The following is a 24,303-nucleotide window of genomic DNA, read 5'->3' on the forward strand; positions in this document are numbered from 1 at the left end:
AAAGTTGACCAGAAAGGGATCGGGTGTTGGCGTGTCGGGATGGACGAACACCCCTCCTCCTTAACCGAGTGGCATTGCCGCAGGGTCAGAAAACGGGTCCACGGCACCTGCCTTACTTCTACTAAATATTAGAATGATTTAACGTCAGAAGTAGATGACCTTCTCGATACCGCAGCGTCGATCTCGATCATCTCATTCGCACGAACGCATGTTCGAACTATAGCGAACGTCGCCCACCGTGCCAAGTGCGTGTCGCCCGCACCTTCGCTGATCCAAGAAGATGGCGCCGCGCTGCCATGCCAGAGCCGGTCCCGCACCAGAACGCGAAATTCCTCGAAGAAATGGCGACCCGAACCTCGAGTCTGCATCTCCACCTGGATCAGCTATGGATCTGGCGCTGAACCTGACCTACTCTCATCCCAGCCGCATCCCACTACCGGAGGCGCAAGCGAGGAGAACTCGGAGCGGGACTCGGCACCACCAGACGCATGCCCCTGATTCGACTGCCCACCGGGGAGGACCTATGCTGAGCGGCTCACACAGGGTTGTCGAAGCCAGCGAAGAAGTCCCGTGGCCGCAGCACTCGAGCTGCCTCGGTTATCGATCCGGACAGCGATGGATACACGGAGAACGTATGCGCGATCTGATCGACCGTGAGTCCGTGTTCGACAGCGAGCGCCACAGAAAGAATGAGCTCGGAGGCACGCGGAGCCACGACAACTCCACCGAGGACGCTCCCGCTACCAGGCCGGCAGAAGAGCTTCACAAAACCGTCCTCGATGCCCATCATCTTCGCGCGCGGGTTACGGGAGAGCGGCACGGTCGTCACTTCGGCCGCCACCGCGCCGGTGTCCTTCATCACCTGCGTGACGCCGACCGTCGCGATCTCCGGCTCGGTGAAGATGTTGGAGGACACCGTGCCCAGACGCAACGGGCTGACCGCCTCGCCGAGGGCGTGCCACATTGCGATGCGACCCTGCATTGCCGCGACGGACGCCAGCGGCAGGACGCCGGTGCAGTCACCCGCTGCGTAGACCCCCGGGACAGAGGTTCGGGACATCCGGTCCACGTTCACGTGCCCACCTGGCCGCAGGCGGATGCCCACATCGGTCAGTCCGAGCCCCTTCGTCCGAGGCACGGAGCCAACCGCCATCAGAGCGTGGCTACCCGTTACTGTCCGGCCGTCGGTGAGTTCGACGATCACTCCGTCGCCGATCCGGCGCACGGACGCCGCTCGCGAACGGTTGAGCACCTCGATCCCGCGGCGGACAAACACATCCTCGATGACTCGGGCGGCGTCCGGATCCTCTCCGGGCAGCACCCGCTCACGGGACGACACGAGCGTGACCTCGGCGCCCAACGCACGATAGGCACTCGCGAACTCGGCTCCGGTCACCCCCGAGCCGACGACCACGAGGTGTTCCGGAATGTCTTTAAGATCGTATAGATGGCGCCATGTGAGTATGCGCTCACCATCCGGCTCGGCCGAGGCAAGATTACGCGGCGTGGCCCCCGTCGCGATGAGAATCACATCCCCGACGAAGGTGTCGCCCGTGCTCACTTCGACAGCGTGCGGCCCGACAAGGCGCCCCAGGCCGTGGACGACCTCGACCTTCTCCCGTTCCAGACGATGCTCGATGTCCATGGACTGCGCCTTGGCCAGCTCCCGGACACGTTCGTACACCTGCTCCGGATCGACGCCGACGACCTCGGGCGGGGTGAGAGCAGGGCCGTCGGCCTCCGGTCCGCTGGACATGCCCCACGCGACGGCGGGCAGCGCCGCCTCACCGGGTGCACCGAAGCCGTGTGGTCGGATCCCCAGACCGGGAGCAAGTGCGAGATTTGTCATCGTCTCGGACGTCGCGATCAACGTCTTGGAAGGGACACAGTCGGTTAGCACGCACGCGCCACCCACCCCGTCCGAGTCGATGACCGTGACGGTGGCGCCCAGCGATGCCGCGACGAGGGCCGCCTCGTACCCGCCTGGTCCGCCGCCCAGAATGACGATGCGCGTCACGTGTCCTCCCGATCTGATAACTCCTCCTTTTATCTTCCCCCGTACCGAAGTCTGCTCTCCTCCCGGTGCGGAGAGCTCCGTAGGATCGCCTACGGAGGTAACAGGTGGGATGTAATACGCATCACCCTTCCTCCATTGTCAACCAGAAACGCGTTGTCATAGCCACGCACCGTCACCCCGAGAGATCACGATGACCTTGTACGCGGCGTACGCCGGCAATCTCGATCCGGCGCAGATGAAGGAGCGGACTCCCCATTCGCCCGTCACCGGTACCGGTTGGATCAACGGCTGGCGGCTGACCTTCGGCGGCGAGAACGTCGGCTGGGACGGAGCCCTGGCCACCATCGTCGAGTCGCCGGGCGCCCACGCCTACGTACTTCTCTACGATCTCGACCGCTACGACCTCGAGCGTCTGGACATCTGGGAGGGTGCCGACACCGGCCTGTACACCCGCATCCGGGTTCGGGTGTCGACCCTGGATGGTGAAGCCCTGGCCTGGACATACATTCTCAACTCGTACGAAGGCGGGTTGCCGTCCCGCTGGTACCTGGACATGATCGCCGACTCGGCGGAGAAGGCCGGTGCCCCGGCGGACTACATCGAGGAGCTTCGTTCACGGCCCACCGCGTAGCCGCGCGCGTCGCGCCGTCCAGATCCCAACCCGCCGGCAACCGCAACCAGCGGTCAGGAGTTGGCTGGAGGATGACGCAACAGCTCGAGCGCAGCTCCGGCGAGCAGACGCACCCCGACGCCGATCGCCCGTTCGTCCACATCGAAGGTGCCCTGGTGAAGATCGTGCGTCGGGCCGCCAGGTACGCGGGTGCCCAGCCGCGCGAGTCCGCCGGGGACGTGATTGAGGTACCAACCGAAGTCCTCGCCGCCCAGTGACTGGGCGACGGTGGTCGCCGCAGCGTGCCCTAACGCACTGTCGACGGCGCTCCGGAAGGCGTCCACCACCTCCCCGTTGTTGACAACGGGCGGCACACCCCGGCGGTAGTCGACGACGATCTGAGCACCGTAGGGCGCGACAAGCTGCTCGGCGAGTCTGGTCACGAGCGCCGGGATCGTGTCCCAGGTCTCTCGGGAGAACGTGCGCAGGGTGCCACGCAGCTGTCCGGTCCGGGGAATGGCGTTGGCGACGGTGCCGGCCTGCACCTGCCCCCAGACCAACGACAGCGCGGAGCGCGGATCGACCAGCCGACCCAGGGCGGCGGGCAGATCGGCCGCCAGCCGGACCATGGCGTAGATCAGGTCCACCGTGTTCTGCGGCCGGGACGTGTGGCCGCCAGGCCCCGCGATCGTGATCTCGATCGCGTCGGCGGCGGAGGTGATCGGGCCGGTCCGCAGGCCGATGGTGCCCACGTCGAGAGCCGGATCGCAGTGCACGGCAATCGCCGCGGACACCGGCTTCAGCACGCCGGCGTCGATGACGTCCAACGCGCCACCCGGCATGAGTTCCTCCGCCGGCTGAAACACGAGGCGGATCGTTCCCGGAAGGGGATGGGACCTGGCATGGTCGGCGAGCGCGAGCCCGGCGCCGAGCGCCACGACAGTGTGCACATCGTGGCCACACGCATGTGCGACGCCGGGAACGGTGGAACGGTAGGGCACGTCCTTCACGTCCGCCAGCGGCAGGGCATCCATGTCGGCCCGCACCACGACCACCGGCCCCACCGGATTCCCGTCCGGGCCGGCGCCGATGTCGCACCACATCCCGGGCACATCCGGCAACAACCTGGGCGACAGGCCGGCGGAGCGCAGCCTCGCCTCGATCTTGCTCGCCGTGCGCCGCTCCTGGCGGCCAAGCTCCGGATGCGCGTGCAGATCGCGGCGCAGGGCAATCAGCTCAGGTTCGTGGTCGGTCACCCAGCCGGCCACCGCAGCGGTCTCGTTCGCCTCCATCGGCCGGCCAGGCTCCTCCCACGGGCGGCACCCGAACCGACGATCACCTCGGGCGGCGCACAACGATTTTCGAAACGCTCCTCCCATGAAAGCTACGGCTCATTGGCCGGATAGCCGGTGTTCATCTCGGCCAGGAGGGTGTCGACCACCTGCTGAAGATCTCCGTCGGCCCGCCGGGCGACCGCCCGCTGACGCGAGTAGCTCGCCCCGGTCTCCAGGATGACGAGGACGTCGGACAACTCCTGATCACAGCCGAGCCGCCGAGCGACCGGGTGGAGGTCCTCCACCAGGTCCACCAGATCGTCCCGTACCGGTCGCACCGCACCGCGGCCGTCGACCATGATCTGCGCGTCCAGTCCGTAGCGAGCCGCCCGCCACTTGTTCTCCTGTACGAGCCACCGCGGCGGTCTCGGCAGGCGATAGCCGCGGTCGATCTGCGTGTTCATCCGGTCCACCAGGCACTGGGCAAGGGCAGCGACAGCGCCGACCTCCAGCAGCGTGGGCAGTCCGTCACAGATCCGCAGTTCCACGGTGCCGAAGTTGGGATGCGGCCGGATGTCCCACCAGACCTCCCTGATCGTTTCGATCGTGCCGGAGGTGACGAGGGTCTCCATGAAGGATTCGAATCCGGGCCAGTCCTCCAGCGGATAAGGCAGCCCGGCGGTCGGCAGGCTCGCGAAGACCTGGGAACGCGACGACGCCAGGCCGGTCTCGCCGCCGAGCCAGTAGGGCGACGACGCAGACAACGCCAGAAAATGGGGAATGTAGGCCATCAACGCATTCACGATAGGCATGGCCTTGTCGGGCGAACGCACCCCGACGTGTACATGCACCCCGAAAATCAGCAGGCGCCGAGCGAGCCACTGCATCTGACTGACCAGCCGGGTGTATCGACCGTCCTCGGTGATCTGCTGGTGGTTGTAGTCGCTGATGGGATGGGTTCCGCTGCACATGAGCCCGATGCCGCGACGCTCCGCGAGGTCCCGGATGAGCGAGACGGTGCCAGCAAGATCGGCGGTTGCCTCGCCCACCGACCCACAGACATCGGTGATGACCTCGATGGTCGATTCGAACAGCTCGTGTTTCGCCTTCGCCGCTTCCCGATCGCCGACCTTCGCCTGAAGCTCCTTGAGGATCACGCTCCCGTCGCCGCGAAGCTGCCGCGTCCGGAGATCGACAAGCTGCAGTTCCCACTCGATTCCGAGACTGGACGTCGTCGACGACGAGAAGGGAATCTGCACTCGGGCTCCTCGGGTCGGGACCGGTGCCGGCGTCGGACGGCCGTCACCGTGCCGCTGGCTCACGGACAGCAGGAGGTCAGTACCCCTGTTGCTCCGTCGCTATTCACCCGGTACCCGCAGCACTGAGGAACTCCGTGGGCGCGCCGAGGAGGCGCCGGCAGCGGTCAGGAGGCCGCGGTCGGAGCCTCGGCGATCACTCGAACTCCGAGCTCACGAAGCTGACGATCGGTCACCGGGGTCGGCGCTCCGGTCAGCGGGTCGAGTCCGGACTGCGTCTTCGGGAACGCGATGACTTCGCGAATGTTCTCCTCGCCGGCCAGAATGGCGACAAGCCGGTCGATGCCGACCGCGAAACCACCGTGCGGCGGCGCACCGTACCCGAACGGGGTGAGAAAGAAACCGAACCGGGCGTTCGCCTCCTCGGGCGTGATCCCGAGCAGGCCGAATATCCGCTGCTGTAGCGCACTTTCATGGATCCGGATCGAACCGGAGCCGAGTTCCCATCCGTTGAGCACGAGGTCGTAGGCCCGGCTGCGCACCGCGAGCGGATCGGACTCCATTTTGTCCAGGTCATCAGGATGCGGCCGGGTGAAAGGATGATGGCCGGGCTTGGGCCGTCCGGTGGCCGCGTCAACCCCGACGAACAAGGGGAAGTCGACGACCCAGACAAACCGCAGCGGACCCTGCCCCGCCGGCGGACGCCCGAGATCGTTGCGCAGCTGCCCGAGCACCTCACAGGTGGTCGCCCATTCGTCGGCCACCAGCAGGAGCAGGTCACCGTCGACGGCGTCGGTGGCCGCGACGATGCCAGCGAGCTCCTCGGGTGAGAGGAACTTCTTCACCGGCGACTCCAGCTCGCCGCCGGGACCGACCCGCATCCACACGAGCCCCTTGGCGCCGAGTGACTTGGCCCGGTCGGTGAGATCGTCGAGCCGGCGCCGGTTGTGGGTCGCCGAGCCACCGGGCACCCGGATGCCCTTGATCGCGGGCGCTCCCGCGAACGCCTTGAAGCCACTGGCGGCGAAGATCGCGGTGAGCTCGACGAGCTCCATGCCGAAGCGCAGGTCCGGTTTGTCGACGCCGAACCGGTTCATCGCCTCGTGCCAGGTGATCCGTTCGATCGGCGGCACCGGATCGCTCGTCGCCGCCCGCGCCGCCGCGAGCACCGCGCCGGACACCACGTCGAGCACGTCGTCCTGGTCGACGAAGCTCATCTCAAGGTCGAGCTGGGTGAACTCGTACTGCCGGTCGGCGCGCAGGTCCTCGTCGCGCAGGCAGCGGGCGAACTGGAAGTACCGGTCCGTCCCGCCGACCATGAGCAGCTGCTTGAACAGCTGCGGCGACTGTGGCAGCGCGTAGAAGCTGCCGGGGAACTGCCGGGACGGCACGATGAACTCCCGCGCGCCCTCCGGCGTCGACGGCATCAGCAGCGGCGTCTCCACCTCGACGAAGTCCAGGGGAGCCAGCGCCGCGCGCATCGCCAGGAGCACGGCCGAGCGGGTGCGCAGGTTGCGCTGCATCCGCTCCCGGCGCAGGTCGAGGTAGCGGTAGGCCAGCCGGGTCGATTCATCGACCGCGTCGGCGCGGACGTCAAGCGGGAACGGCGGCGGGATGGCGGTCGAGAGGATGTCGACCGCGCAGTCCCGCAACTCGATCTCGCCGGTGGCCAGAGCCGGGTTCGCCGTGCCCTCCGGCCGGATGACGACGGTGCCGGTGACGCGAAGCACGTACTCGGACCGGACGTCGACGGACCCGTCGACGACGACCTGCACGAGCCCGGAGTGGTCCCGCAGGTCGACGAAGGACAGCGCCTGCCCGTGCTGGCGGCGATGCGCCACCCAACCGCACACCGAGACGGTCTGGCCGACGTGCTCCGCCCGCAGGTCACCGCACAGATGGGTGCGCATCGCCGTGCGCCCCCCGACCGGGGAGCCCCCCGGGCCCGGGATCGGTAGCTCGCCGGTGGCCGGCTGGGTTGTAGTCATCGGTCCGTCGTTCCCATCGCTGTCCGGTTCGGCCCGCCTGGCGCGAGTTTCGCCTGTCTGGCGGCGACATTCGCCCGTGTGGTGGCGACATCGTCACGCCCGCCGCGGGATCCCGTCCCGACCTTATCGGCCGCCACGCCGGGACGGACCGGTCAGGCCACCCGGGGGCCAGGCGTCAGCGACGCAACGCCCGGATGAACCGGCCGACCTCCGAGCGCAACCGGGCCGGCACGCGCAGGGTCTGGCGGCCCCGCGGGGTGCTCAGCTCCACGGTGATGACATCACCGTGCTTGACGCCCCGCGACGCGCTCACCTCCCGCCGGTCGAACACGACGTCGAACCAGTCACCCTCGCGGGGAAACGGGGCGAGGACGAGCAGCCGTCGATCGGTGAGCATGATCCAGCGGGACGCGCCGACCCGATGGCCGACGAACGCCTCCACCCGCGCCGTGAGCCGACCCACGCCCGCCGGATCGGACAGCCGGCCACGCAGCACGACTTCGGTGAACTCACCCGACTCCAACGGGACGGACGGGAGCTGGCGGCGGGACGGCAACACGGGCACACCTGCCAGTCTCCCCCCGGGCACCCCGTACAGTCGCCGCGTGCGGGAGCAAGGGGAGCAGCCTGACGCGGCGGCCTCGGCCGCTCGGCTCGCGGAACTGACCGGAGCCGAGCGCCACGACGTGGCGATCATGCTCGGTTCGGGCTGGCGACCAGCGGCCGACGTGCTGGCCGAGCGCGCGGACGAGGCCGTCGAGATCGCGTTCGACCGACTCGGCGGGTTCCCGCCCCGCACGGAGGTGCCGGGCCACCATGCGGCCGCCCGCTCCCTGCGGTTCGGGGAACGCCGGCTGCTCGTCCTCCTCGGCCGGGTGCACGCCTACGAGGGGCACGAGCTGTCCCGGGTGGTGCACGCGGTGCGGCTGTCGTGCGCCGCCGGGGCGGCGGCGGTCGTCCTGACGAACGCCGCCGGCGGGCTGCGCGAGGGCCTCTCCGTCGGCCAGCCGGTGCTCATCGCGGACCATCTCAATCTCACCGGGCGATCGCCGCTGGTCGGGCCGGCGTTCACCGACATGACCGAGGCGTACTCCCCGCGCCTGCGACGGCTGGCCCGCGAGGTCGAGCCGAGCCTCGCCGAGGGGATCTACGCGGGCCTGCCCGGACCACAGTTCGAGACCCCGGCGGAGATCAGGATGCTGCGGGTCCTGGGCGCCGACCTCGTCGGCATGTCCACGGTGCACGAGACGATCGCGGCCCGGGCCGCCGGGGCGGAGGTGCTGGGCATCTCGCTGGTGACCAACCTCGCCGCCGGGATGACCGGGCAGCCGCTGGATCATCTGGAGGTGCTGGCCGCGGGGGCGGCAGCCGCGGGGCGGATGGGCAGCCTCCTCGCCGACATCGTCCTGCGGTTCTGATGACCGGGCTGCCCGACCCCCTCGCCGCCAGGGTCCGGGAATGGCTCGCGGACGATCCCGACCCGGCGGACCGGTCCGAACTGACCCGGCTGTGCACGGCAGCCGTCGCCGACCCGGCGGCGCTCGCGGACCTCGACGACCGCTTCCGCGCACCGCTTCGGTTCGGCACGGCCGGTCTGCGCGGACCGCTGCGCGCCGGTCCCGGGGGGATGAACACGGCGGTCGTGCGGTGCGCGGCCGCGGGACTGGCCGACTGGCTGCGGGCCGCGACGTCGTCGGACGGCGTGGCGCCAGGCGTGGCCCGCCCGCCCGTTCCGCCGCCGGACGCGGATCCGCCGACCGGTACCCCGCTCGTGGTCATCGGCTACGACGCGCGGCATCGCAGCGCGGCGTTCGCCGTGGACACGGCCCGGGTGCTCGCCGGCGCCGGGCTGCGGGCACTGCTGCTGCCCGCGCCGCTGCCGACCCCGGTGCTCGCCTTCGCCGTCCGCCGGCTGCGCGCCGACGCCGGGGTGATGGTCACCGCGAGCCACAATCCGGCCAGCGACAACGGCTACAAGGTCTACGTCGGCGGGGACGACTCCGACCCGGGCCGGGGCGCCCAGCTTGTCGCCCCCCTGGACGCCGACATCGAGCGGCGGATCGCCGCCGTCGGCCCCGCGATCGCGATCCCGCTCGCCGACTCCTGGCGCCGCCTCGACGACCAGATCGTCACGGACTACGTGCACGCCGCCGCCGCGGCGGTCCTCGACCTGATGCCGCCGCCGCCCGACCGGACGGGTGGCGCCGCGGATTCGACCAGCCCGCCGCCGAGCGCTCCCGTCGTCGCGTACACCGCGCTGCACGGAGTCGGCACGCGGGTGCTCAACGCGGTGTTCGCCGCCGCCGGGCTCACCGCGCCGACGCCCGTCGAGGAGCAGGCCGCGCCGGACCCCGACTTCCCGACCGTCCGCTGGCCGAATCCCGAGGAGCCAGGTGCCATGGACCGGGCGTTGGCGCTCGGTGCCCGGATCGGCGCGGACCTCGTGCTGGCCACCGATCCGGATGCCGACCGGTGCGCGGTCGCCGTCGGCGGGCGGCTGCTGACCGGTGACGAGGTCGGGCTGCTCCTCGCCGACCAGGTCCTGCGCCGGCGGCCCGGTCCCGTGGCGACCACGCTGGTGAGCTCCCGCGGCCTGCGGGCGCTGGCACGACAGGCCGGGGTCGCCCACCGGGAGACCCTCACCGGCTTCAAATGGATCATGAGGGCGGACCCGGGACTCGTCTTCGGCTACGAGGAGGCCCTGGGCTACGCCCTCGTCCCCGAGCTCGTCCGGGACAAGGACGGCATCACCGCCGCGCTGGCCGTCACCCTTGTCGCGGCGGCGGCCCGACGCCACGGGAAGACCCTGACCGATCTTCTCGACGACCTGGCGGCCCGCATCGGCGTGCACACCACCGGTGCGTACTCGGCCCGCCTCCCCGATGCCGCGGGGATCACGGCGGCGATGCGGCGGCTGCGCGCGACCCCGCCGGACCGCCTGGCGGGCCGACTGGTGACGGGCCGGCGCGACGTGCTCCGCGGGGAGACGGCCGGCAGGGTCGGCCCGGCCGAGGCGCTGCCCGTGTCCGACGTGCTCGTGCTCCTCGTCGACGACGACCGGGTGATCTTCCGACCCAGCGGGACCGAGCCGAAGCTGAAGGTCTATCTGGAGGTGGTCGAGGGGGTCCCGGACGGGGCGCGGGCAGCGGGCGCGGCCGCCCGCGCCCGGGCCGAGCACCGGCTGTCCGAGCTCACCGCGGGCGTCCGCGACCTGCTGTCCCCGGCGGGACCGCCTCACATCTCGCCGTAGAGGCGGTCGCCGGCATCGCCGAGGCCGGGAACGATGTAGGCGATGTCGTTCAGTCGCTCGTCGACCGCCGCGGTGACCACCGTCAGCTCGGCCGCCGCCTCGGCCGGCAGCTCCGCCTCCAGCGCCGACAGGCCCTCGGGGGCGGCGACGATCGAGACGACGATGATCCCCCGGGCCCCCCGGCCGAGCAGCAGCCGCAGGCAGTGCAGCACCGAGCCACCCGTGGCGAGCATCGGGTCGAGCAGCAGCACCGGCCGGCCGGCGAGGTCCGCGGGGACCGCTTCGAGGTAGACGGTGGGGCGGTGGGTGGACTCGTCCCGGGCCAGCCCGATGAAGGCGGTGTGTGCCTCGGGGAGAAGCCCGAGCGCGGCGGGCAGCATGCCCAGGCCGGCCCGCAGCACGGGGGCGACCACCGGTTCGGCGGCGAGGCGCGCGCCGGTGGTCGTCGCCAGCGGCGTCGTGACGGTCACCGGCATGATCGGCAACGTCCGGGTCGCCTCGTAGACCAGCATCGTCGCGAGGTCGTGCAGGACCGGCCGGAAGCGGGAGCGCGGGGTGCGCTCGTCGCGCAGCACGGTGAGCGACGAGGCGGCCAGGGGATGGTCCACGACGTGCAGCTGCATGGACTGACTCCTCGAACCCGGGGCTGGTCGGCAATGATGGAAGATATGACATCCGTTCCCGCCGGACCCGACCGCTCCGCCGCGCGATCCGCGGACGGCTCCACGCCGGCGGCGGCCGGAGCGCTGCGCCGGGCGGACGTGGCCCGGATCATCGATCACACCCTGTTGGCGCCGGCGGCGACGGGCGAGGAGGTGCTGTCGCTGTGCACGGAGGCGGCGAGGCTCGGCGTCGGCGCCGTGTGCGTCGCGCCGACCCACGTGTACCTGGCCGCGGCGAGCGCCCGGCGGGAGCGGCAGGACGAGCCCGCCTTCGCGGTGGCCTCGGTGATCGGCTTCCCGCACGGCAATCACCTTACCGTGATCAAGGCCGAGGAGGCCCGCCGGGCGTACGCGGACGGCGCCTCCGAGATAGACATGGTGATCGACATCGCGAACGCGATGGACGAGAACTGGCGGGCGATCGAGACCGAGATCGCCGAGGTCCGGCTGTCGCTGCCGCCGCACGTGATCCTCAAGGTGATCCTGGAGACGGCGCTGCTGCCCGACGCGAACATCATCGCGGCCTGTCGGGCGGCCGAGGCCGGTGGGGCCGAGTTCGTGAAGACCTCGACCGGCTTCCACGCGGCCGGTGGAGCCAGCGTGCGCGCCGTACGGGCGATGGCCGAGGCCGTCGGCGGGCGTCTGGGCATCAAGGCCTCCGGCGGCATCCGGACGGCCGAGCAGGCCACCGCCATGATCGAGGCCGGCGCGACACGGCTGGGTCTGTCCGCGTCGGCGCAGGTGCTGGCCGGCTTCCCCGTCTGAGCCGACCGGCGCCGCCCTCACCCGACCGGCAGGGCGGGTACCCAGCAGTCGGCCAGATGGTCGTCGACCAGGCCGCAGGCCTGCATGAGCGCGTAGGCCGTGGTCGGACCGATGAAGACGAACCCGGCCGCGCGCAGCGACTTCGCCAGCGCCACCGACGCCGGGGGCGTCGCCGGCACGTCCGCGAGCGTCACCGGACGCGGCCCGGGCGCGGGCTGGTGGGCCCAGATGACGTCGGTCAGCGGACGGTCGAGGGCCAGCATGGCCCGCGCGTTGACGATGGTGGCCTCGATCTTGCGCCGGTTACGCACGATGCCGGCGTCGCCGAGCAGCCGATCGACGTCGGCGGGACCGAACGCCGCGACGACGGCCGGGTCGAAGCCGGCGAAGGCGGCCCGGAACGCCGGCCGCTTGCGCAGGATCGTCAGCCAGGACAGCCCGGACTGGAAGGCCTCCAGGGTCACCCGCTCGAACAGCCCCACCGGATCCCGGACGGGCCGTCCCCACTCCTGGTCGTGGTACTCGACGTACTCCGGGGCGGACAGACCCCAGGGGCAGCGCGCCCGCCCGTCCGCGCCCACCACGGCCCCGGCCCCGGTCGCCGGTACCGCGGGCCGCGCCGGAGCAGGGGCGCCGTCCTCGTTCACCGCGGTCGCGCTCATCGGGCGAGTTCCTCCTGGACGTACGGGGCGTAGCCCGGCTTGATGACGTTGTTGATGAGGTCGAGCCGCTCGTCGAACGGGAGGAACGCCGACTTCATCGCGTTGAGCGTCAGCCACCGGATGTCGGCCCACCCGTAGCCGTGGACGTCGACGAGCGTGGCGAACTCGCTGGCCAGGGACACCCCGCTCATCAGCCGGTTGTCGGTGTTCACCGTCACGCGGAAGTGCAGGGCCCGCAGCAGGGCGATCGGATGACGTTCGATGCTCGGCGCCGCGCCGGTGTGCACGTTGGAGGTCGGGCACATCTCCAGCGGCACCCGCACATCGCGCACGTAGTTGGCGAGGTCGCCGAGCGTGGCCTTGCCGTCCGGATCGACCGTGATGTCGTCCATGATGCGCACGCCGTGGCCGAGCCGGTCGGCGTTGCACCACTGGACGGCCTCCCAGATCGACGGCAGCCCGAACGCCTCCCCGGCGTGAATCGTGAAGTGGCCGTTGGCCCGCTGGATGTACTGGAAGGCGTCCAGGTGCCGGGTCGGCGGGTTGCCCGCCTCGGCACCGGCGATGTCGAAGCCCACCACGCCGGCGTCGCGCCAGCGGACCGCGAGCTCCGCGATCTCCAGCGAGCGGGCCTGGTGGCGCATGGCCGTCAGCAGCGCGCGAATGCGCAGCGACGTGCCCGCGCAGCCGGCCCGGAACCCATCGAGCACGGCCTCGACCACCCCATCCAGCGACAGGCCGCGCCCGACGTGCAGCTCCGGGGCGAACCGCACCTCGGCGTAGACGACCCCGTCGGCCGCGAGATCCTCCGCGCACTCGCGGGCGACCCGCCGGATCGCCTCCGCCGTCTGCATGACGGCGACGGTGTGGCTGAACGTCTCCAGGTAGCGGACCAGCGAGCCGCTGTGCGCGCCGCCGCGGAACCAGGTGCTCAGCTCGTGCACGTCGGTGGTCGGCAGGTCCCGGTAGCCACCCTCGTCGGCCAGCTCGACCACCGTGGCCGGGCGCAGGCCGCCGTCGAGATGGTCGTGCAGCAGGACCTTCGGCACCCGGCGGATCTGCTCGATCGTGATCGGGCCGGGCGAGGCGTCGTTCGTCATCGTGTCCCTCCGTCTCCCGCCCGACGGTAGGCCACGGGTCCGACAGAACCGCGTCGACGACCCCGCCGGTCCGCGGCGGCGGTCGGTCCGCCCTGTTCAGGCCCCGATGCGCTCGAGGACGAGCGGGCTGGCCGGCGCCGGCCGCGGACCGATCTCCACTGCGTCGGCGAGCGCCGCGCGCGCCCGGGGAAGCGTGGCCGGGTCGTCGGTGTGCAGTTCCACCAGCGGCTCGCCCGCCTGGACGGGATCGCCGATCCCCGCCAGCCAGCGCACCCCGGCCGTCGCCGAGACCGCGTCCTCCTTGCGGGCGCGCCCCGCGCCCAGCCGCCACGCCGCGACGCCGACGCCCCGAGCGTCCAGGCGGGTCAGGAACCCGGACGTCGGTGCGGGAAGGGTCTCGACCGTCGGCGCCAGCGGCAGCTCCGCGTCCGGATCGCCGCCCTGGGCCGCGACCATGGCCCTCCACACCGGATACGCACCACCTGCCGCCAGCACCTCGGCCGGATCCCGCAGGTCAGCCGGCCGGCCCGCGGCCTCGGCGGCGAGCTCGACCATGACCCGGGCGAGCGCGACCGTGACCTCCACCAGGTCCGCCGGGCCGCCGCCACGCAGCGTGTCGACCGCCTCGGCGACCTCCAGGGCGTTGCCGGCGGTCCGCCCCAGCGGGTGATCCATCGCGGTCAGCAGCGCCGCGGTCCGCACGCCCGCCGCCGTGCCGAGGCCGACCATGGTCCGGGCCAGCTCGCGGGCGGCGTCCGGGGAACTCAGGAACGCCCCGGCGCCGACCTTCACGTCCAGGACCAGTGCGGACGTGCCCTCGGCGATCTTCTTGCTCATGATGGACGAAGCGATCAACGGGATCGACTCGACCGTGCCGGTCACGTCACGCAGCGCGTACAGCCGCCGGTCGGCGGGCGCGAGGCCCGTGCCCGCGGCGCAGATCACCGCGCCGACGTCGGCGAGCTGGCGCCGCATCCGGTCCAGCGGCAGGTCGGCGCGCCAGCCCGGGATCGACTCCATCTTGTCCAGTGTTCCGCCGGTGTGCCCGAGACCGCGCCCGGACAGCTGCGGGACAGCGACCCCGCAGGCCGCGACGAGCGGCACCAGTACCAGGGACACCTTGTCGCCGACTCCGCCGGTGGAGTGCTTGTCGACGGTCGGGCGGCCGACGTCGGCGAGATCGAGCCGCTCCCCGCTGTCGATCATTGCGGTGGTCCACCGGGCCAGTTCGTCCGGGGACATGCCGCGCCACACGACCGCCATCAGATAGGCGGACATCTGCTCGTCGGCGACCCGCCCGCGGGTGTAGGCGTCGACCAGCCAGTCGATGGCCGCGGCAGGCAGGGACCGGCCGTCCCGCTTGGCCCTGATCAGGTCGACGACGTCGAACTCGTCGCTCATGACGCGCCGGTCCCGCCAGCCGGGACCGCACCCGGCTCCGGCAGGTCGTCGGGGCCGAACGCGCCGGGCAGCAGCTCCCCCAGCCGCCGCGGCCCGGTCGCGGTCGCGACCAACAGCTCGGCGCCGCCGTGTTCGTGGAGCACCTGCCGACACCGACCACAGGGCGCCAGCGTGCTCCCGTCCGCGGCGACGCAGACGAAGGCCACCAGCCGGCCACCGCCCCGGGCGTGCAGCGCGGACACCAGGCCGCACTCGGCGCACAGCGTGAGCCCGTAGGAGGCGTTCTCGACGTTGCAGCCGACGACGATCCAGGGCTCGCGCCCGGTCGTGTCCACGACGAGCGCGGCGGCACCCACCCGCAGACCGGAGTACGGCGCGTAGGCACTGTGCGCGACCCGGGTCGCCGCGGCCCGCAACCGCAGCCAGACGCTGTCGTCCACGCTCGGTTCCATGTCCTCGACCCCCTGCCGGCGCCACCGTCCGTGGTCTGGTCGGGCGCTGTCGCCAGCATGCCCGATCACCCCGCGCCGGCCGCGATGTGATCCCATGGACACGAGCCCCACCGGCGATCGGAAGGACGAAGGGATGGCAGGCGAGTCCCCGGACAGCGTCCGCCCGCAGGGGTCAGTGGCCCTCGTCGGCGGACGGTACCGGCTCGACGGAGTGCTCGGCTGCGGCGGTTTCGGCGTCGTGCACCGGGCCACCGACGAGCTGCTTCAGCGGGTGGTCGCCGTCAAGGAGGTCCGCCTCCCCATCAGCGGGAGCGCCGATGAGCGAGATCGGGCCCGCGAGCGTGTCCTGCGGGAGGCCCGCGCGGCCGGCCGGCTTCAGCACCCGGGCGCGGTGAGCGTCCTCGACGTCATCGACGACGGCGACCTGCCCTGGATCATCATGGAGTACGTCGAGGGACGAGCGCTGTCCCGGATCATCACCGGTGAGGGACCGCGCCCGGTCGACGAGACCTGTCGCGTCGGCATCAGCCTCGCCTACGCGCTGGAGGCCGCGCACCGGCTCGGCATCGTGCACCGGGACGTCAAGCCGAGCAACGTCCTGATCACGCCGGACGGCCGGGCCAGGCTGACCGACTTCGGCATCGCGGTCAGCCACGGCGATCCCCGCCTCACCAGTACGGGCATGGTGCTCGGTTCACCCGCGTACCTGCCGCCCGAGCGTGCCCGCGGCGACGCGGGCAGCGCGAGCGGTGATCGCTGGGCGCTCGGCGCGACCCTGTTCACCACGGTCGAGGGCAGCCCACCTTTCGGCGGTGGGGACCCGATCGCGGTGCTCGGTGCCCTCATGCGAGGGCAGCGCCAGCCCTTCCGGCTCGCCGGACCGCTCGCGCCGCTGCTCGACGATCTGATGGCACCGCAGGCGACCAGCCGACCCCCGTTGTCGCTCGTCCGGCGGCGGCTGCGCGAGATCCTCGACCTCACCGGCGACCACCGTTCATCCCGGTCCGGCGCCAGAACCACCCGTGGCCTCCGGTCGGACCGATCCGCGCGGGTGCCGGCCGTGGTCGCCCCGCCCCCGCCGGCCTCAGCCGAGGTGGCACCATTCCCGGCGGGGCCGATCGCCCCGGCGACCTCGCTGGCGCCGACGGTCGCCGTTCATGCCCCGGAACAGACCGCGGCCACGCCGACGGCGCGGGCCGGCGACACCGCGACCGATGACCGGGAGACACCGACTCTGTCCGAGGGGGCCGGCGTCGATTCACCTTCCCCGCCGCTCGCCGACCCGGTGGGGAAACCGCCGGTGTCGCCTGAAGCCGCAACACCGGACGTCCTGATGGAATCCCTCGCCACGAACGATGTGAACACGGCGCATACGCCGCCGATGCCGGCGGAAATCCCAACAAAGCACAACACTGACGATGAACGTCTGCCAGTCGAACAACACGGCGAAAGCGAATCTCCCGACCGGTCGGACCACGCGGAACACGGCCCGCCCGCCGCGACACCACCGGAATCCGTCGAGGTGACGGCAGCCGCGAAAGAGCCGGCAGAACCCGCCGGGCCGAGCGGTGCCGAAGACTCGGAGCCGACCGGAACCGCCTCGACGATCGCGGCCATCGCACTCGTGGAGGCGGCGGTCATCGGCGCGACGGCGACCCTCGCCACCGCCGCTACCGCGGCGCTGCACGTCGTCGGCGCCGGCACGCCCAGCACCGCGAAGACGGCCGAACAGGCCGTCAAGACGTTCGCACCACGCGGCCCAGCCGACCCCGGGTCTCCGAGCCCGGAGGCAGCCACGGCGCACGCCGATGAGGCGACCCGGTCCACTCCGGCGGGCCCCGTCGAGGCGGAAGCGGCCGCCGCAGCCTCCGATCCCGACGACTCCGATCCCGACGACTCCGACCCCGGGCCTTCCCCTGCCCCCCACGCCGAGGCACCCGGCGCCGATGCGGCCCGCGCGCTGGCCGATCAGCCCGACACCGACCCTCCGCTGACAGATGGGGCGACACCGGCCGGTCAGGCAGCGCGCCCGCGGCCGACCGGCCCCCTCGAACGGATCCGCCACGCGGACCGGATGCGCGCACTCGGCGGCATCCCGGCCCGCGCCCGGCTTGTCCGCCGCGGCACCGGCGGCTCCCCACCGGTCGGGCCTGCCGCGTCGACCGGGACGGATCAGCCTCCCGGCTCCGGTCAACCGACCGGGACGGACCGCACAGCCGACGGCCCACGCCCGGACAGCGGTTTGCCGCAGCGCGCCAGGCCAGCCAGGAAGGTGTCGGCACCGACCGCCGGCGCGGTCCAGACAGACGCGGCGACTCCCGCCAGCGGACTGACGGCGGATCCGCCCGCCCTTGGGATCGCCGTCACAGCCCCGGCGGCGGACGGCCTCCCGCCGTTGCCCACGCGCAGCCGACTGGGGCAGCACTGGCCGCGGGCGCGGCCCGCGATCACGGCGTCCGCGTCGACCTCGCCGCCGCCCCTGGCCTTTCGCGCCGCGTCCCCGCCAGGCGTCTCCACCCCGGACACCTTCCCCGCGCAGGTCGCGGAGTCCTCGCCGTGGCTCCCGGCCGGGACCGCACCGCCGCCGACCTCGCCGCCACCTGCCGCCGGCTCCCTCACGGCCGGTCCGCCGACCGTTGCGGAGCCTGGCGCGACGGCGCCCGGCGACAAGCCGCGCCGGCGGTGGCGCCGGATCGCCGTGGCCTCGGTCGCCGGAGCCCTCGTGACCGCCGCGGCCATCATCCTGCTGGTCGTGCTCAGCAGGCCGGGTTCGGTGGACGCCGCGTCCGCCGGACGTGTCGCCGCACCGACCAGCGGCCCGAACGCCGAGCCGCGCGGCGGGAGGACGGCCGGCGCCCAGCCGGTGGATCCGGCGGTCGTCCCGGCGGTTCCCGTGGCGCACGACACAGTTCCGGCGCCCGCACCGCCGGGGTGGGCCTCCTACACCGACCCCGACGCCGGCTGGTCTGTGGCCTATCCCACTGGCTGGCGGCGGCAGGCGGGCCCCGGCGGCCCAGGTAACGTCGATTTCATGGACCCGGTATCCGGGTCGTTCCTGCGGGTGGGTAGCGTCAGGCAGGCAAACACTTCTGCGATCGTGGACTGGCAACGCAACGAGGCCGGTTTCGTTCGGAGCGTGCAGGACTATCGGCGCGTACGACTCGCTTCCAGCGACGGTGGAGACGGCACCAACCAGGCCGACTGGGAGTTCACGTACCGCAGGTCGGACGGGGTCATGGTGCATGTGCTCAATCGGGGTGCGATTCGCAACGGCCACGGATATGCGCTCTACTGGCATACCCGGGACGATCTGTGGTTGCAGGATCAACCATTGCTGCGCCAACTCCTCGGAACCTTCCGGCCCGGGCCGTGATGTCACTTTTCGTCGGGTTTCCGACGTCCGTGGCGGCCGAAAACACGCGGGCTGTCGCGCACGCAGATGCGTCCGTCTGTCAGACTTGACACGATGGCCAAATCGGCAAGCGTGCCCTCGGACACCGACCGGCACGGCACCCCCCGCTACGTAGCACAGCGCTACCGACTCGACACGCCCATCGGGCGGGGTGGAGCCGGTGTTGTCTGGCGCGGTGAGGACGAACTCCTCCAGCGGCCGGTGGCCATCAAGGAGATCCTCGTCCCGATGGCCGGCGCGCAGAACGAGCGCGACGCCATCCGGGCCCGGGTCCTGCGTGAGGCCCGCGCCCTCGCCCGGCTGCACAGCCCCGCGATCGTGTCCGTCTACGACGTGGTCGAGGAGCACCAGCGGCACTGGATCATCATGGAGCTTGTCGACGCGGACAGCCTCGGCGACGTGATCCGCACCCACGGCCCGCTGCCGTTCGACCAGGTCGCCGCCATCGGGCTGGCCCTGACCGACGCGCTCGCCGCCGCGCACTCGGCCGGCGTGCTGCACCGTGACGTGAAGCCGGGCAACGTCCTGCTCGGCCGGGACGGCCGGGTCCGCCTGACCGACTTCGGCATCGCCGCGACCGAGGGCGATGTGACTCTCACGGGAACCGGCGCGCTCGTCGGCTCCCCCGCCTACATCGCGCCCGAGCGGGTGCGGGGCTCGTCCGGCAGCCCCGCCAGCGACATGTGGGGCCTTGGCGCGACGCTGTACTCCGCCGTCGAGGGCCAGCCCCCGTTCGAAGGCCCGGAGACCTACGCGGTGCTCACCGCCGTCGTCGAGGGACGCCGGCGCGCGTTCCGGCTCGCCGGCCCCCTGCGCAACCTGCTCAGCGACCTGATGGACCGCCCCGCCGAGGAACGGCCGGACGCCACCGAGATCCGCCGGCGTCTCATCCCGGTCGCCCGCAACGCGAACCCGGTCCCGGCATCGGTGATGCACGCGAGGCCCCGCGGGGAGAACGACTCCGCCGGGCCGAGCGCCGCCGACGTCGGCCTGGAGAATCTCGACGACGACGCCGCGGACCGGGACGCCCCGGCCGCCGGTAGCGGACCGACACCCTCGCGCACCGGTCCGTCCGGCCGCAGCGTCCGCTCCACCGGTCCGCGCTCCACCGGTCCGCGCTCCACCGGTCCCGGCACCGGTGGGACCCCGGCGCCCGCCGGGCAGCCGGCCGCGGCCGGCGCGCTGGGCGCGGCGTCCTCCCTGTCCGAGGACGCGGAGATTACCGCCGACCCGGTGATGGACCCCCCGGACGCGACCGCGATCTCGCCCGCGACCGGCGGCAAGCCGTGGCCGCCCCGCGCGGGCGCGGCGTCACCCACGTCACAACCGCGGACCAGGCCATCCGCCGATCATGACGCGCTGACCCAGATCAGGCCGGCCGCCCAGGGCTCGGGACCGACCCGCGGCGGCACCGACGACGAGACCCGGATCGGCACCGCTCCGCTGGTCGCGGCCGAGTTCGGGCTGCTCGACGACGACCACGCGGCCGGGCTGGTGCCGCTGGACGAAGCCCGGCGACGAGCCGAACCGCAGCATCGTGGTACGCACGAGGGATCCGGCGGCGGTTGGCACAAGGGGGACAGCCGGCGCACGATCGCGATCGTGGCCGGCGCGGTGGCGGCCCTCGCGGGCGCGGCCATCGCGCTCGCCGTGACGCTGTCCGGAGGCGGCAGCTCCAACGAGCCCAACGACGTCACGGCACAGAAGACGACCCCGCCGCCGGCATCGGCCACCAGAGTCCATACGACGACGCCCTTGCCCGCGTTCAGCGCGCCGTTGGTGGTGACGCCGGAGACGCCCCGTTACACCCGCCGGCCGCAGGCCACGACGCCGCCTCCGCCGAACCCCACGCCCACGCAGGAGCCGACCGCCGGGCCAACCTCGGCAGCCCCGACTCCCAGCGAGCCCACGCCGACGTCCGCATCCCCCACACGCCCGGCGCCGACGACCACGCCTCCGGCACCGCCCACCAAACCGGCACCGACCACCGCCCCGGCTCCGCCGCCAGCGACCACCGAACCGCCCGTGAACGGCTAACGGCGGGGACGAAAGAGACGTCGCCGGCCAGCCCACCCCGAGTCGACCATTGATTTAAATGATTTATTGACCGCGGTCGACTCGCGGCCGATATGGACAGCGCGAATGCGGCCGTCCGGGCCCATCGCGGAGCGACGAAGCCACCCGGTATCGCGCCCGATCTGATGGACGGGGTCAGCCGGCGCGGCGGGGCATCAGATCCTGCGCGCGCAGGACCCTGAGCAGATCCTGGGGTTCGATCAGTAGCCGGCCGGTCGGCGGCCGGGTCGGCTCGGACTCGTCGTGTTCGAGGGTGGCGGGCAGCTGGTAGAAGTCGGCGAGGTGCTGGGCGAGCTCCCCGAGCCGACGCTCGTTCTCCCTGCTGCGCAGGAGGTTTCGCTCGTCCACCTCGGTGTCCTGCGCGCCCTCCCGGGCCAGCCGGTGGGTGCGGCACAGACCGTCCGGATCCTTGGCGATCGCTCGCTTGCCACAGCGGTGCGCGACGTAGCCCCGGCCGCCGCCCATCACCGTCGCGATACAACGATCACTGTTGAACATGGTCAGTACATGCCCGCTTTCGTCTACTCGGCCGACAGCACGGGCTGACTCCCAAGCCCTCGCGTGCCAGGCTAGGGCGAATACGGGAGAAATCCAGCGTCACCCCGCTAAATTCACTTCGATGTCACAGCCGAACAACATCGCCGTCCGACGCGCCGATTTCCGGAGAAATGACAGGCGACAGACAGATCGTCGCCGTCCGCAGCGGTGACGCGCAGAAGCAACCGCTGCGGTGACCGCCGTCAGGCGTGCCCGCGCCCGCACCCGGCCGGGTCAGCCGGCGTCGGTGGCGAGGGCGAATGGCAGCACGGTGGATGCGCCCGCCTGGCGCAGCAGCCTGGCAGCGACCGTCATCGTCCAGCCGGTGACGATGCGGTCGTCGACGAGCAGGACCGGACCGTCGACCGCGGCCAGCGCGACCCGCAGTTCCTCGGACACCGTGAACGCATCCCAGAGACCGGCGAGGCGGTGCGCGCTGTTGTGGACCTCCCCGGCGGACGGCCCGCCGCGGACCCGCTCGAGCTGCCCGAGCAGCGGCAGGCGGCCGATCGCGGCGATCCGCTCGGCGAGGCTCACGACGAGCTGCGGCCGGCCGCGGGAGGCGATCGCCACGACCGCCGCCGGTCGGCGCTCCCACTTCCAGCCGGCGAGCGTGGCCACGACGGCCTCGACCAGATCGGCCGGCAGCGGTCCGTCCGCGCCGCCGGGCGCGAACACCGGCCGCAGCCGACTGCCCCAGCCCACCTCCGCGAGCCGGGCCAGGACCCGGCCGGGATCGGCGGCGACCCCCGCCGGGATCCGCCCGGACAGGGTGATTCCCAGCCGGCTCATGCCCGTCGGCCACATCCGGCGCGACTCGACGACGACCCCCGGCCGCATGAGCTCCGCCCTGGCCCGCGCCCGCGCGTCGGCGGAGACGTCGGAGGACCACTGCCGCCCGGTGCAGCGGTCACACCGCCCGCAGGCGGCGGCGTCGGGGTCGTCGAGCTGGCGGCGCAGGAACTCCATCCGGCAGCCAGGGGTGACAAGGTAGTCGAGCATCGCCTGTTGTTCGCGCTCGCGCGCGGCTGCCACCCGCCGGTAGCGGGGTTCGTCGTAGGACCAGGCGAGACCGGTCGCGGTCCAGCCGCCCCGGACCCGCCGGACCGCGCCGTCGGTGTCGAGGACCTTGAGCATCTGGTCGAGCCGGCCGGGACCGATGTCGACGGCGGTCAGCAGCGCCTGGGTCGACGTCGGTCGACTGGTCTCGGCAAGCTCGGCCAGCACGGTGCGGACCACCGCCTCGGGCGGGAAGGACGTGTCGGCGAAGTACCGCCAGATGTCCCGGTCCTCCGTGGCCGGCAGCAGGATGACCTCCGCGGCATCGACCGCCCGCCCGGCCCGGCCGATCTGCTGGTAGTACGCCACCGGCGACGCGGGCGCGCCGAGATGGACGACGAAACCGAGATCCGGCTTGTCGAAACCCATCCCGAGGGCGCTGGTCGCGACGAGGGCCTTGATCCGGTTCGCCAGCAGATCCTCCTCCGCGGCGAGCCGTTCGGCGGCTTCCGTTCCACCGTGGTAGCAGGCCACCGCGAGACCCTCACCGCGCAGGAAGACGGTCAGCTCCTCCGCGGCGGCCTTGGTCAGCGTGTAGACGATGCCTGAGCCCGACAGCTGCCGCAGCCGTTCGGCGATCCAGCCGAACCGGTCCTCGGCCCGGGGCAGCGCGACGACGGCGAGACGCAGGCTTGCCCGGTCGAGCGACCCACGCAGCACCAGCGCGGCATTGTCCTCGGCGCCGGTGCCGAGCTGCTCGCTCACGTCCGCCACCACGCGCTGGTTGGCCGTGGCGGTGGTGGCGAGGACCGGAACACCGGACCGCAGGCCGGCAATGATGGTGCGCAGCCGGCGGTAGTCGGGCCGGAAGTCGTGGCCCCAGTCGGAGATGCAGTGCGCCTCGTCGACGACGAGCAGGCCGGTCCTGGCCGCGAGCTCGGGCAGGTAGTCATCGCGGAACTGCGGGTTGTTCAGCCGCTCCGGCCCGATGAGGAGAACATCGAGCTCGTCGGCGCGCAGCGCCGCGTAGACCTCGTCCCACTCGGTGACGTTGCCGGAGTGGATCTCGCCGGCGCGGATGCCCAGCCGCCCCGCCGCCGCGGCCTGGTTGCGCATGAGGGCGAGCAGCGGCGAGACGATGACCGTCGGCCCGACTCGCCCACCCTCGCCGACCGCGGCCCGCAGCAGCACGGTGGCGAGGAAGTACACCGCCGACTTGCCCCAGCCGGTGCGCTGCACGAGCAGCACCCGACGACGGTGGCTGACCAGCGCCTCGATCGCCCGCCACTGGTCGTCCCGCAGCGCGGCCGCCGGGCCGGCGAGCTCACGCAGCAGCTCCTCCGCCCGCGCCCGCAGGGCCCCGGGCCCCCCGTCGGCAGCAGGTGCCGCTGTGGCCAGGCCCACCGGCCCGGTCGTGGTCAATCCGTCCGCCGCCATGGACAGATGTCTACCCGACGCCACCGACAGAACCGTGAACGCGCAGGTGATGGGCCCGACGATCCACAACGATCATCCGCCGGCCGCTCGGGGACCCCGACTCAACGCCCCGAGTTGACCAGGTCCGCGGAAGGCGCGCTGCCCGCACCGGTGCCCGTACGGCGGCCCGCCCGGACCGCCCGAACCCCCAGCCAGCCGACAATCGTGCCGATGACCAGGGAGACCACGGTCAGCACGAGGTGGACGGTGAAGAAGGCCGTCGGCCCGGAATTCCAGGAGCGATCGTCCTTCCAGATGTTCCGCAGGAAATTCGGCCAGATCGCCCACGTCCACACACCCACCGCGATCAGGAACCAGGACGCACGCTTCGACAGAGTCACCCGCCCAGCCTCGCACCGGCCGCGA

At 72.1% G+C, this 24,303-nt stretch carries 19 protein-coding genes; 6 read left to right on the top strand and 13 right to left on the bottom strand.

Annotated features, from left to right (window positions below):
- Nucleotides 1-535 precede the first annotated feature (535 nt).
- Nucleotides 536-2,017: an NAD(P)H-quinone dehydrogenase gene (locus MXD60_RS20065; RefSeq protein WP_248820868.1), complete on the bottom strand. Its 1,482-nt coding sequence runs from the start codon at nucleotides 2,015-2,017 to the stop codon at nucleotides 536-538.
- 190 nt (nucleotides 2,018-2,207) lie between these two features.
- Here MXD60_RS20065 and MXD60_RS20070 point away from each other — a divergent pair, with 190 nt between their 5' ends.
- Nucleotides 2,208-2,648, top strand: a complete 441-nt coding sequence (locus tag MXD60_RS20070; RefSeq protein WP_248820869.1) for a gamma-glutamylcyclotransferase family protein — start codon at nucleotides 2,208-2,210, stop codon at nucleotides 2,646-2,648.
- Between the two features lie 53 nt (nucleotides 2,649-2,701).
- Here the strand turns inward: MXD60_RS20070 and MXD60_RS20075 are convergent, their stop codons facing one another.
- From MXD60_RS20075 to MXD60_RS20090, 4 genes are all read right to left on the bottom strand, one after another.
- Nucleotides 2,702-3,919: an amidohydrolase gene (locus tag MXD60_RS20075; protein WP_248820870.1), complete on the bottom strand. Its 1,218-nt coding sequence runs from the start codon at nucleotides 3,917-3,919 to the stop codon at nucleotides 2,702-2,704.
- Between the two features lie 92 nt (nucleotides 3,920-4,011).
- The gene (locus MXD60_RS20080) at nucleotides 4,012-5,160 is read right to left on the bottom strand and encodes a glutamate--cysteine ligase (RefSeq protein WP_248820871.1); all 1,149 of its coding nucleotides are present in this window, start codon (nucleotides 5,158-5,160) and stop codon (nucleotides 4,012-4,014) included.
- 164 nt (nucleotides 5,161-5,324) lie between these two features.
- Complete coding sequence (gene aspS, locus MXD60_RS20085; RefSeq protein WP_248820872.1) at nucleotides 5,325-7,145, bottom strand: aspartate--tRNA ligase; 1,821 nt, start codon at nucleotides 7,143-7,145, stop codon at nucleotides 5,325-5,327.
- A 175-nt stretch (nucleotides 7,146-7,320) separates the two neighbouring features.
- Nucleotides 7,321-7,710 (bottom strand): hypothetical protein, encoded by a 390-nt coding sequence (locus tag MXD60_RS20090; protein ID WP_248820873.1) that lies wholly within the window; start codon nucleotides 7,708-7,710, stop codon nucleotides 7,321-7,323.
- Between the two features lie 40 nt (nucleotides 7,711-7,750).
- On the opposite strand from MXD60_RS20090, the gene MXD60_RS20095 reads away from it, so the two are divergent.
- Nucleotides 7,751-8,563, top strand: a complete 813-nt coding sequence (locus MXD60_RS20095; RefSeq protein WP_248820874.1) for a purine-nucleoside phosphorylase — start codon at nucleotides 7,751-7,753, stop codon at nucleotides 8,561-8,563.
- Entirely contained in the window at nucleotides 8,563-10,395 is a 1,833-nt protein-coding gene (locus MXD60_RS20100) for a phospho-sugar mutase (RefSeq protein ID WP_248820875.1), read from the top strand. The genes MXD60_RS20095 and MXD60_RS20100 overlap by 1 nt, the downstream gene beginning before the upstream one ends.
- Here MXD60_RS20100 and upp read toward each other — a convergent pair.
- Nucleotides 10,380-11,018 (bottom strand): uracil phosphoribosyltransferase, encoded by a 639-nt coding sequence (gene upp, locus MXD60_RS20105; RefSeq protein WP_248820876.1) that lies wholly within the window; start codon nucleotides 11,016-11,018, stop codon nucleotides 10,380-10,382. The two genes, MXD60_RS20100 and upp, sit on opposite strands and share 16 nt — an antisense overlap.
- Nucleotides 11,019-11,054: 36 nt before the next feature.
- On the opposite strand from upp, the gene deoC reads away from it, so the two are divergent.
- Nucleotides 11,055-11,822: a deoxyribose-phosphate aldolase gene (gene deoC / locus MXD60_RS20110; RefSeq protein ID WP_248820901.1), complete on the top strand. Its 768-nt coding sequence runs from the start codon at nucleotides 11,055-11,057 to the stop codon at nucleotides 11,820-11,822.
- Nucleotides 11,823-11,839: 17 nt separating this feature from the next.
- Here deoC and MXD60_RS20115 read toward each other — a convergent pair whose 3' ends face one another.
- From MXD60_RS20115 to MXD60_RS20130, 4 genes are all read right to left on the bottom strand, one after another.
- Entirely contained in the window at nucleotides 11,840-12,484 is a 645-nt protein-coding gene (locus MXD60_RS20115; RefSeq protein ID WP_248820877.1) for a DNA-3-methyladenine glycosylase I, read from the bottom strand.
- Nucleotides 12,481-13,584, bottom strand: coding sequence for an adenosine deaminase (locus MXD60_RS20120; protein ID WP_248820878.1), 1,104 nt, complete (start codon nucleotides 13,582-13,584; stop codon nucleotides 12,481-12,483). Before MXD60_RS20120 ends, MXD60_RS20115 begins: the two co-directional genes overlap by 4 nt.
- Before the next feature lie 96 nt (nucleotides 13,585-13,680).
- Nucleotides 13,681-14,985: a thymidine phosphorylase gene (locus tag MXD60_RS20125; RefSeq protein WP_248820879.1), complete on the bottom strand. Its 1,305-nt coding sequence runs from the start codon at nucleotides 14,983-14,985 to the stop codon at nucleotides 13,681-13,683.
- Entirely contained in the window at nucleotides 14,982-15,437 is a 456-nt protein-coding gene (locus tag MXD60_RS20130) for a cytidine deaminase (protein ID WP_248820880.1), read from the bottom strand. The genes MXD60_RS20125 and MXD60_RS20130 overlap by 4 nt, the downstream gene beginning before the upstream one ends.
- A gap of 133 nt (nucleotides 15,438-15,570) precedes the next feature.
- Between MXD60_RS20130 and MXD60_RS20135 the strand changes: the two genes are divergently transcribed.
- A complete protein-coding gene (locus MXD60_RS20135; protein ID WP_248820881.1) occupies nucleotides 15,571-18,810 on the top strand; it encodes a serine/threonine-protein kinase in 3,240 nt (1,079 codons plus the stop codon).
- A gap of 93 nt (nucleotides 18,811-18,903) precedes the next feature.
- A complete protein-coding gene (locus MXD60_RS20140) occupies nucleotides 18,904-20,886 on the top strand; it encodes a serine/threonine-protein kinase (protein WP_248820882.1) in 1,983 nt (660 codons plus the stop codon).
- Between the two features lie 174 nt (nucleotides 20,887-21,060).
- Here the strand turns inward: MXD60_RS20140 and MXD60_RS20145 are convergent, their stop codons facing one another.
- The 3 genes from MXD60_RS20145 to MXD60_RS20155 all read right to left on the bottom strand — a co-directional run bounded on the left by MXD60_RS20145 (nucleotide 21,061) and on the right by MXD60_RS20155 (nucleotide 24,278).
- Nucleotides 21,061-21,423, bottom strand: a complete 363-nt coding sequence (locus MXD60_RS20145; RefSeq protein ID WP_248820883.1) for a hypothetical protein — start codon at nucleotides 21,421-21,423, stop codon at nucleotides 21,061-21,063.
- Nucleotides 21,424-21,696: 273 nt separating this feature from the next.
- Nucleotides 21,697-23,898 carry a RecQ family ATP-dependent DNA helicase gene (locus MXD60_RS20150; protein ID WP_248820902.1) on the bottom strand — a complete coding sequence of 734 codons (2,202 nt, stop codon included), beginning with the start codon at nucleotides 23,896-23,898 and terminating at the stop codon, nucleotides 21,697-21,699.
- Between the two features lie 101 nt (nucleotides 23,899-23,999).
- Nucleotides 24,000-24,278 (bottom strand): SCO4848 family membrane protein, encoded by a 279-nt coding sequence (locus tag MXD60_RS20155; RefSeq protein WP_248820884.1) that lies wholly within the window; start codon nucleotides 24,276-24,278, stop codon nucleotides 24,000-24,002.
- Between the last annotated feature and the right edge of the window lie 25 nt (nucleotides 24,279-24,303).

It is taken from the genome of Frankia sp. AgB32, assembly GCF_023243045.1.
Lineage (GTDB): Bacteria > Actinomycetota > Actinomycetes > Frankiales > Frankiaceae > Frankia.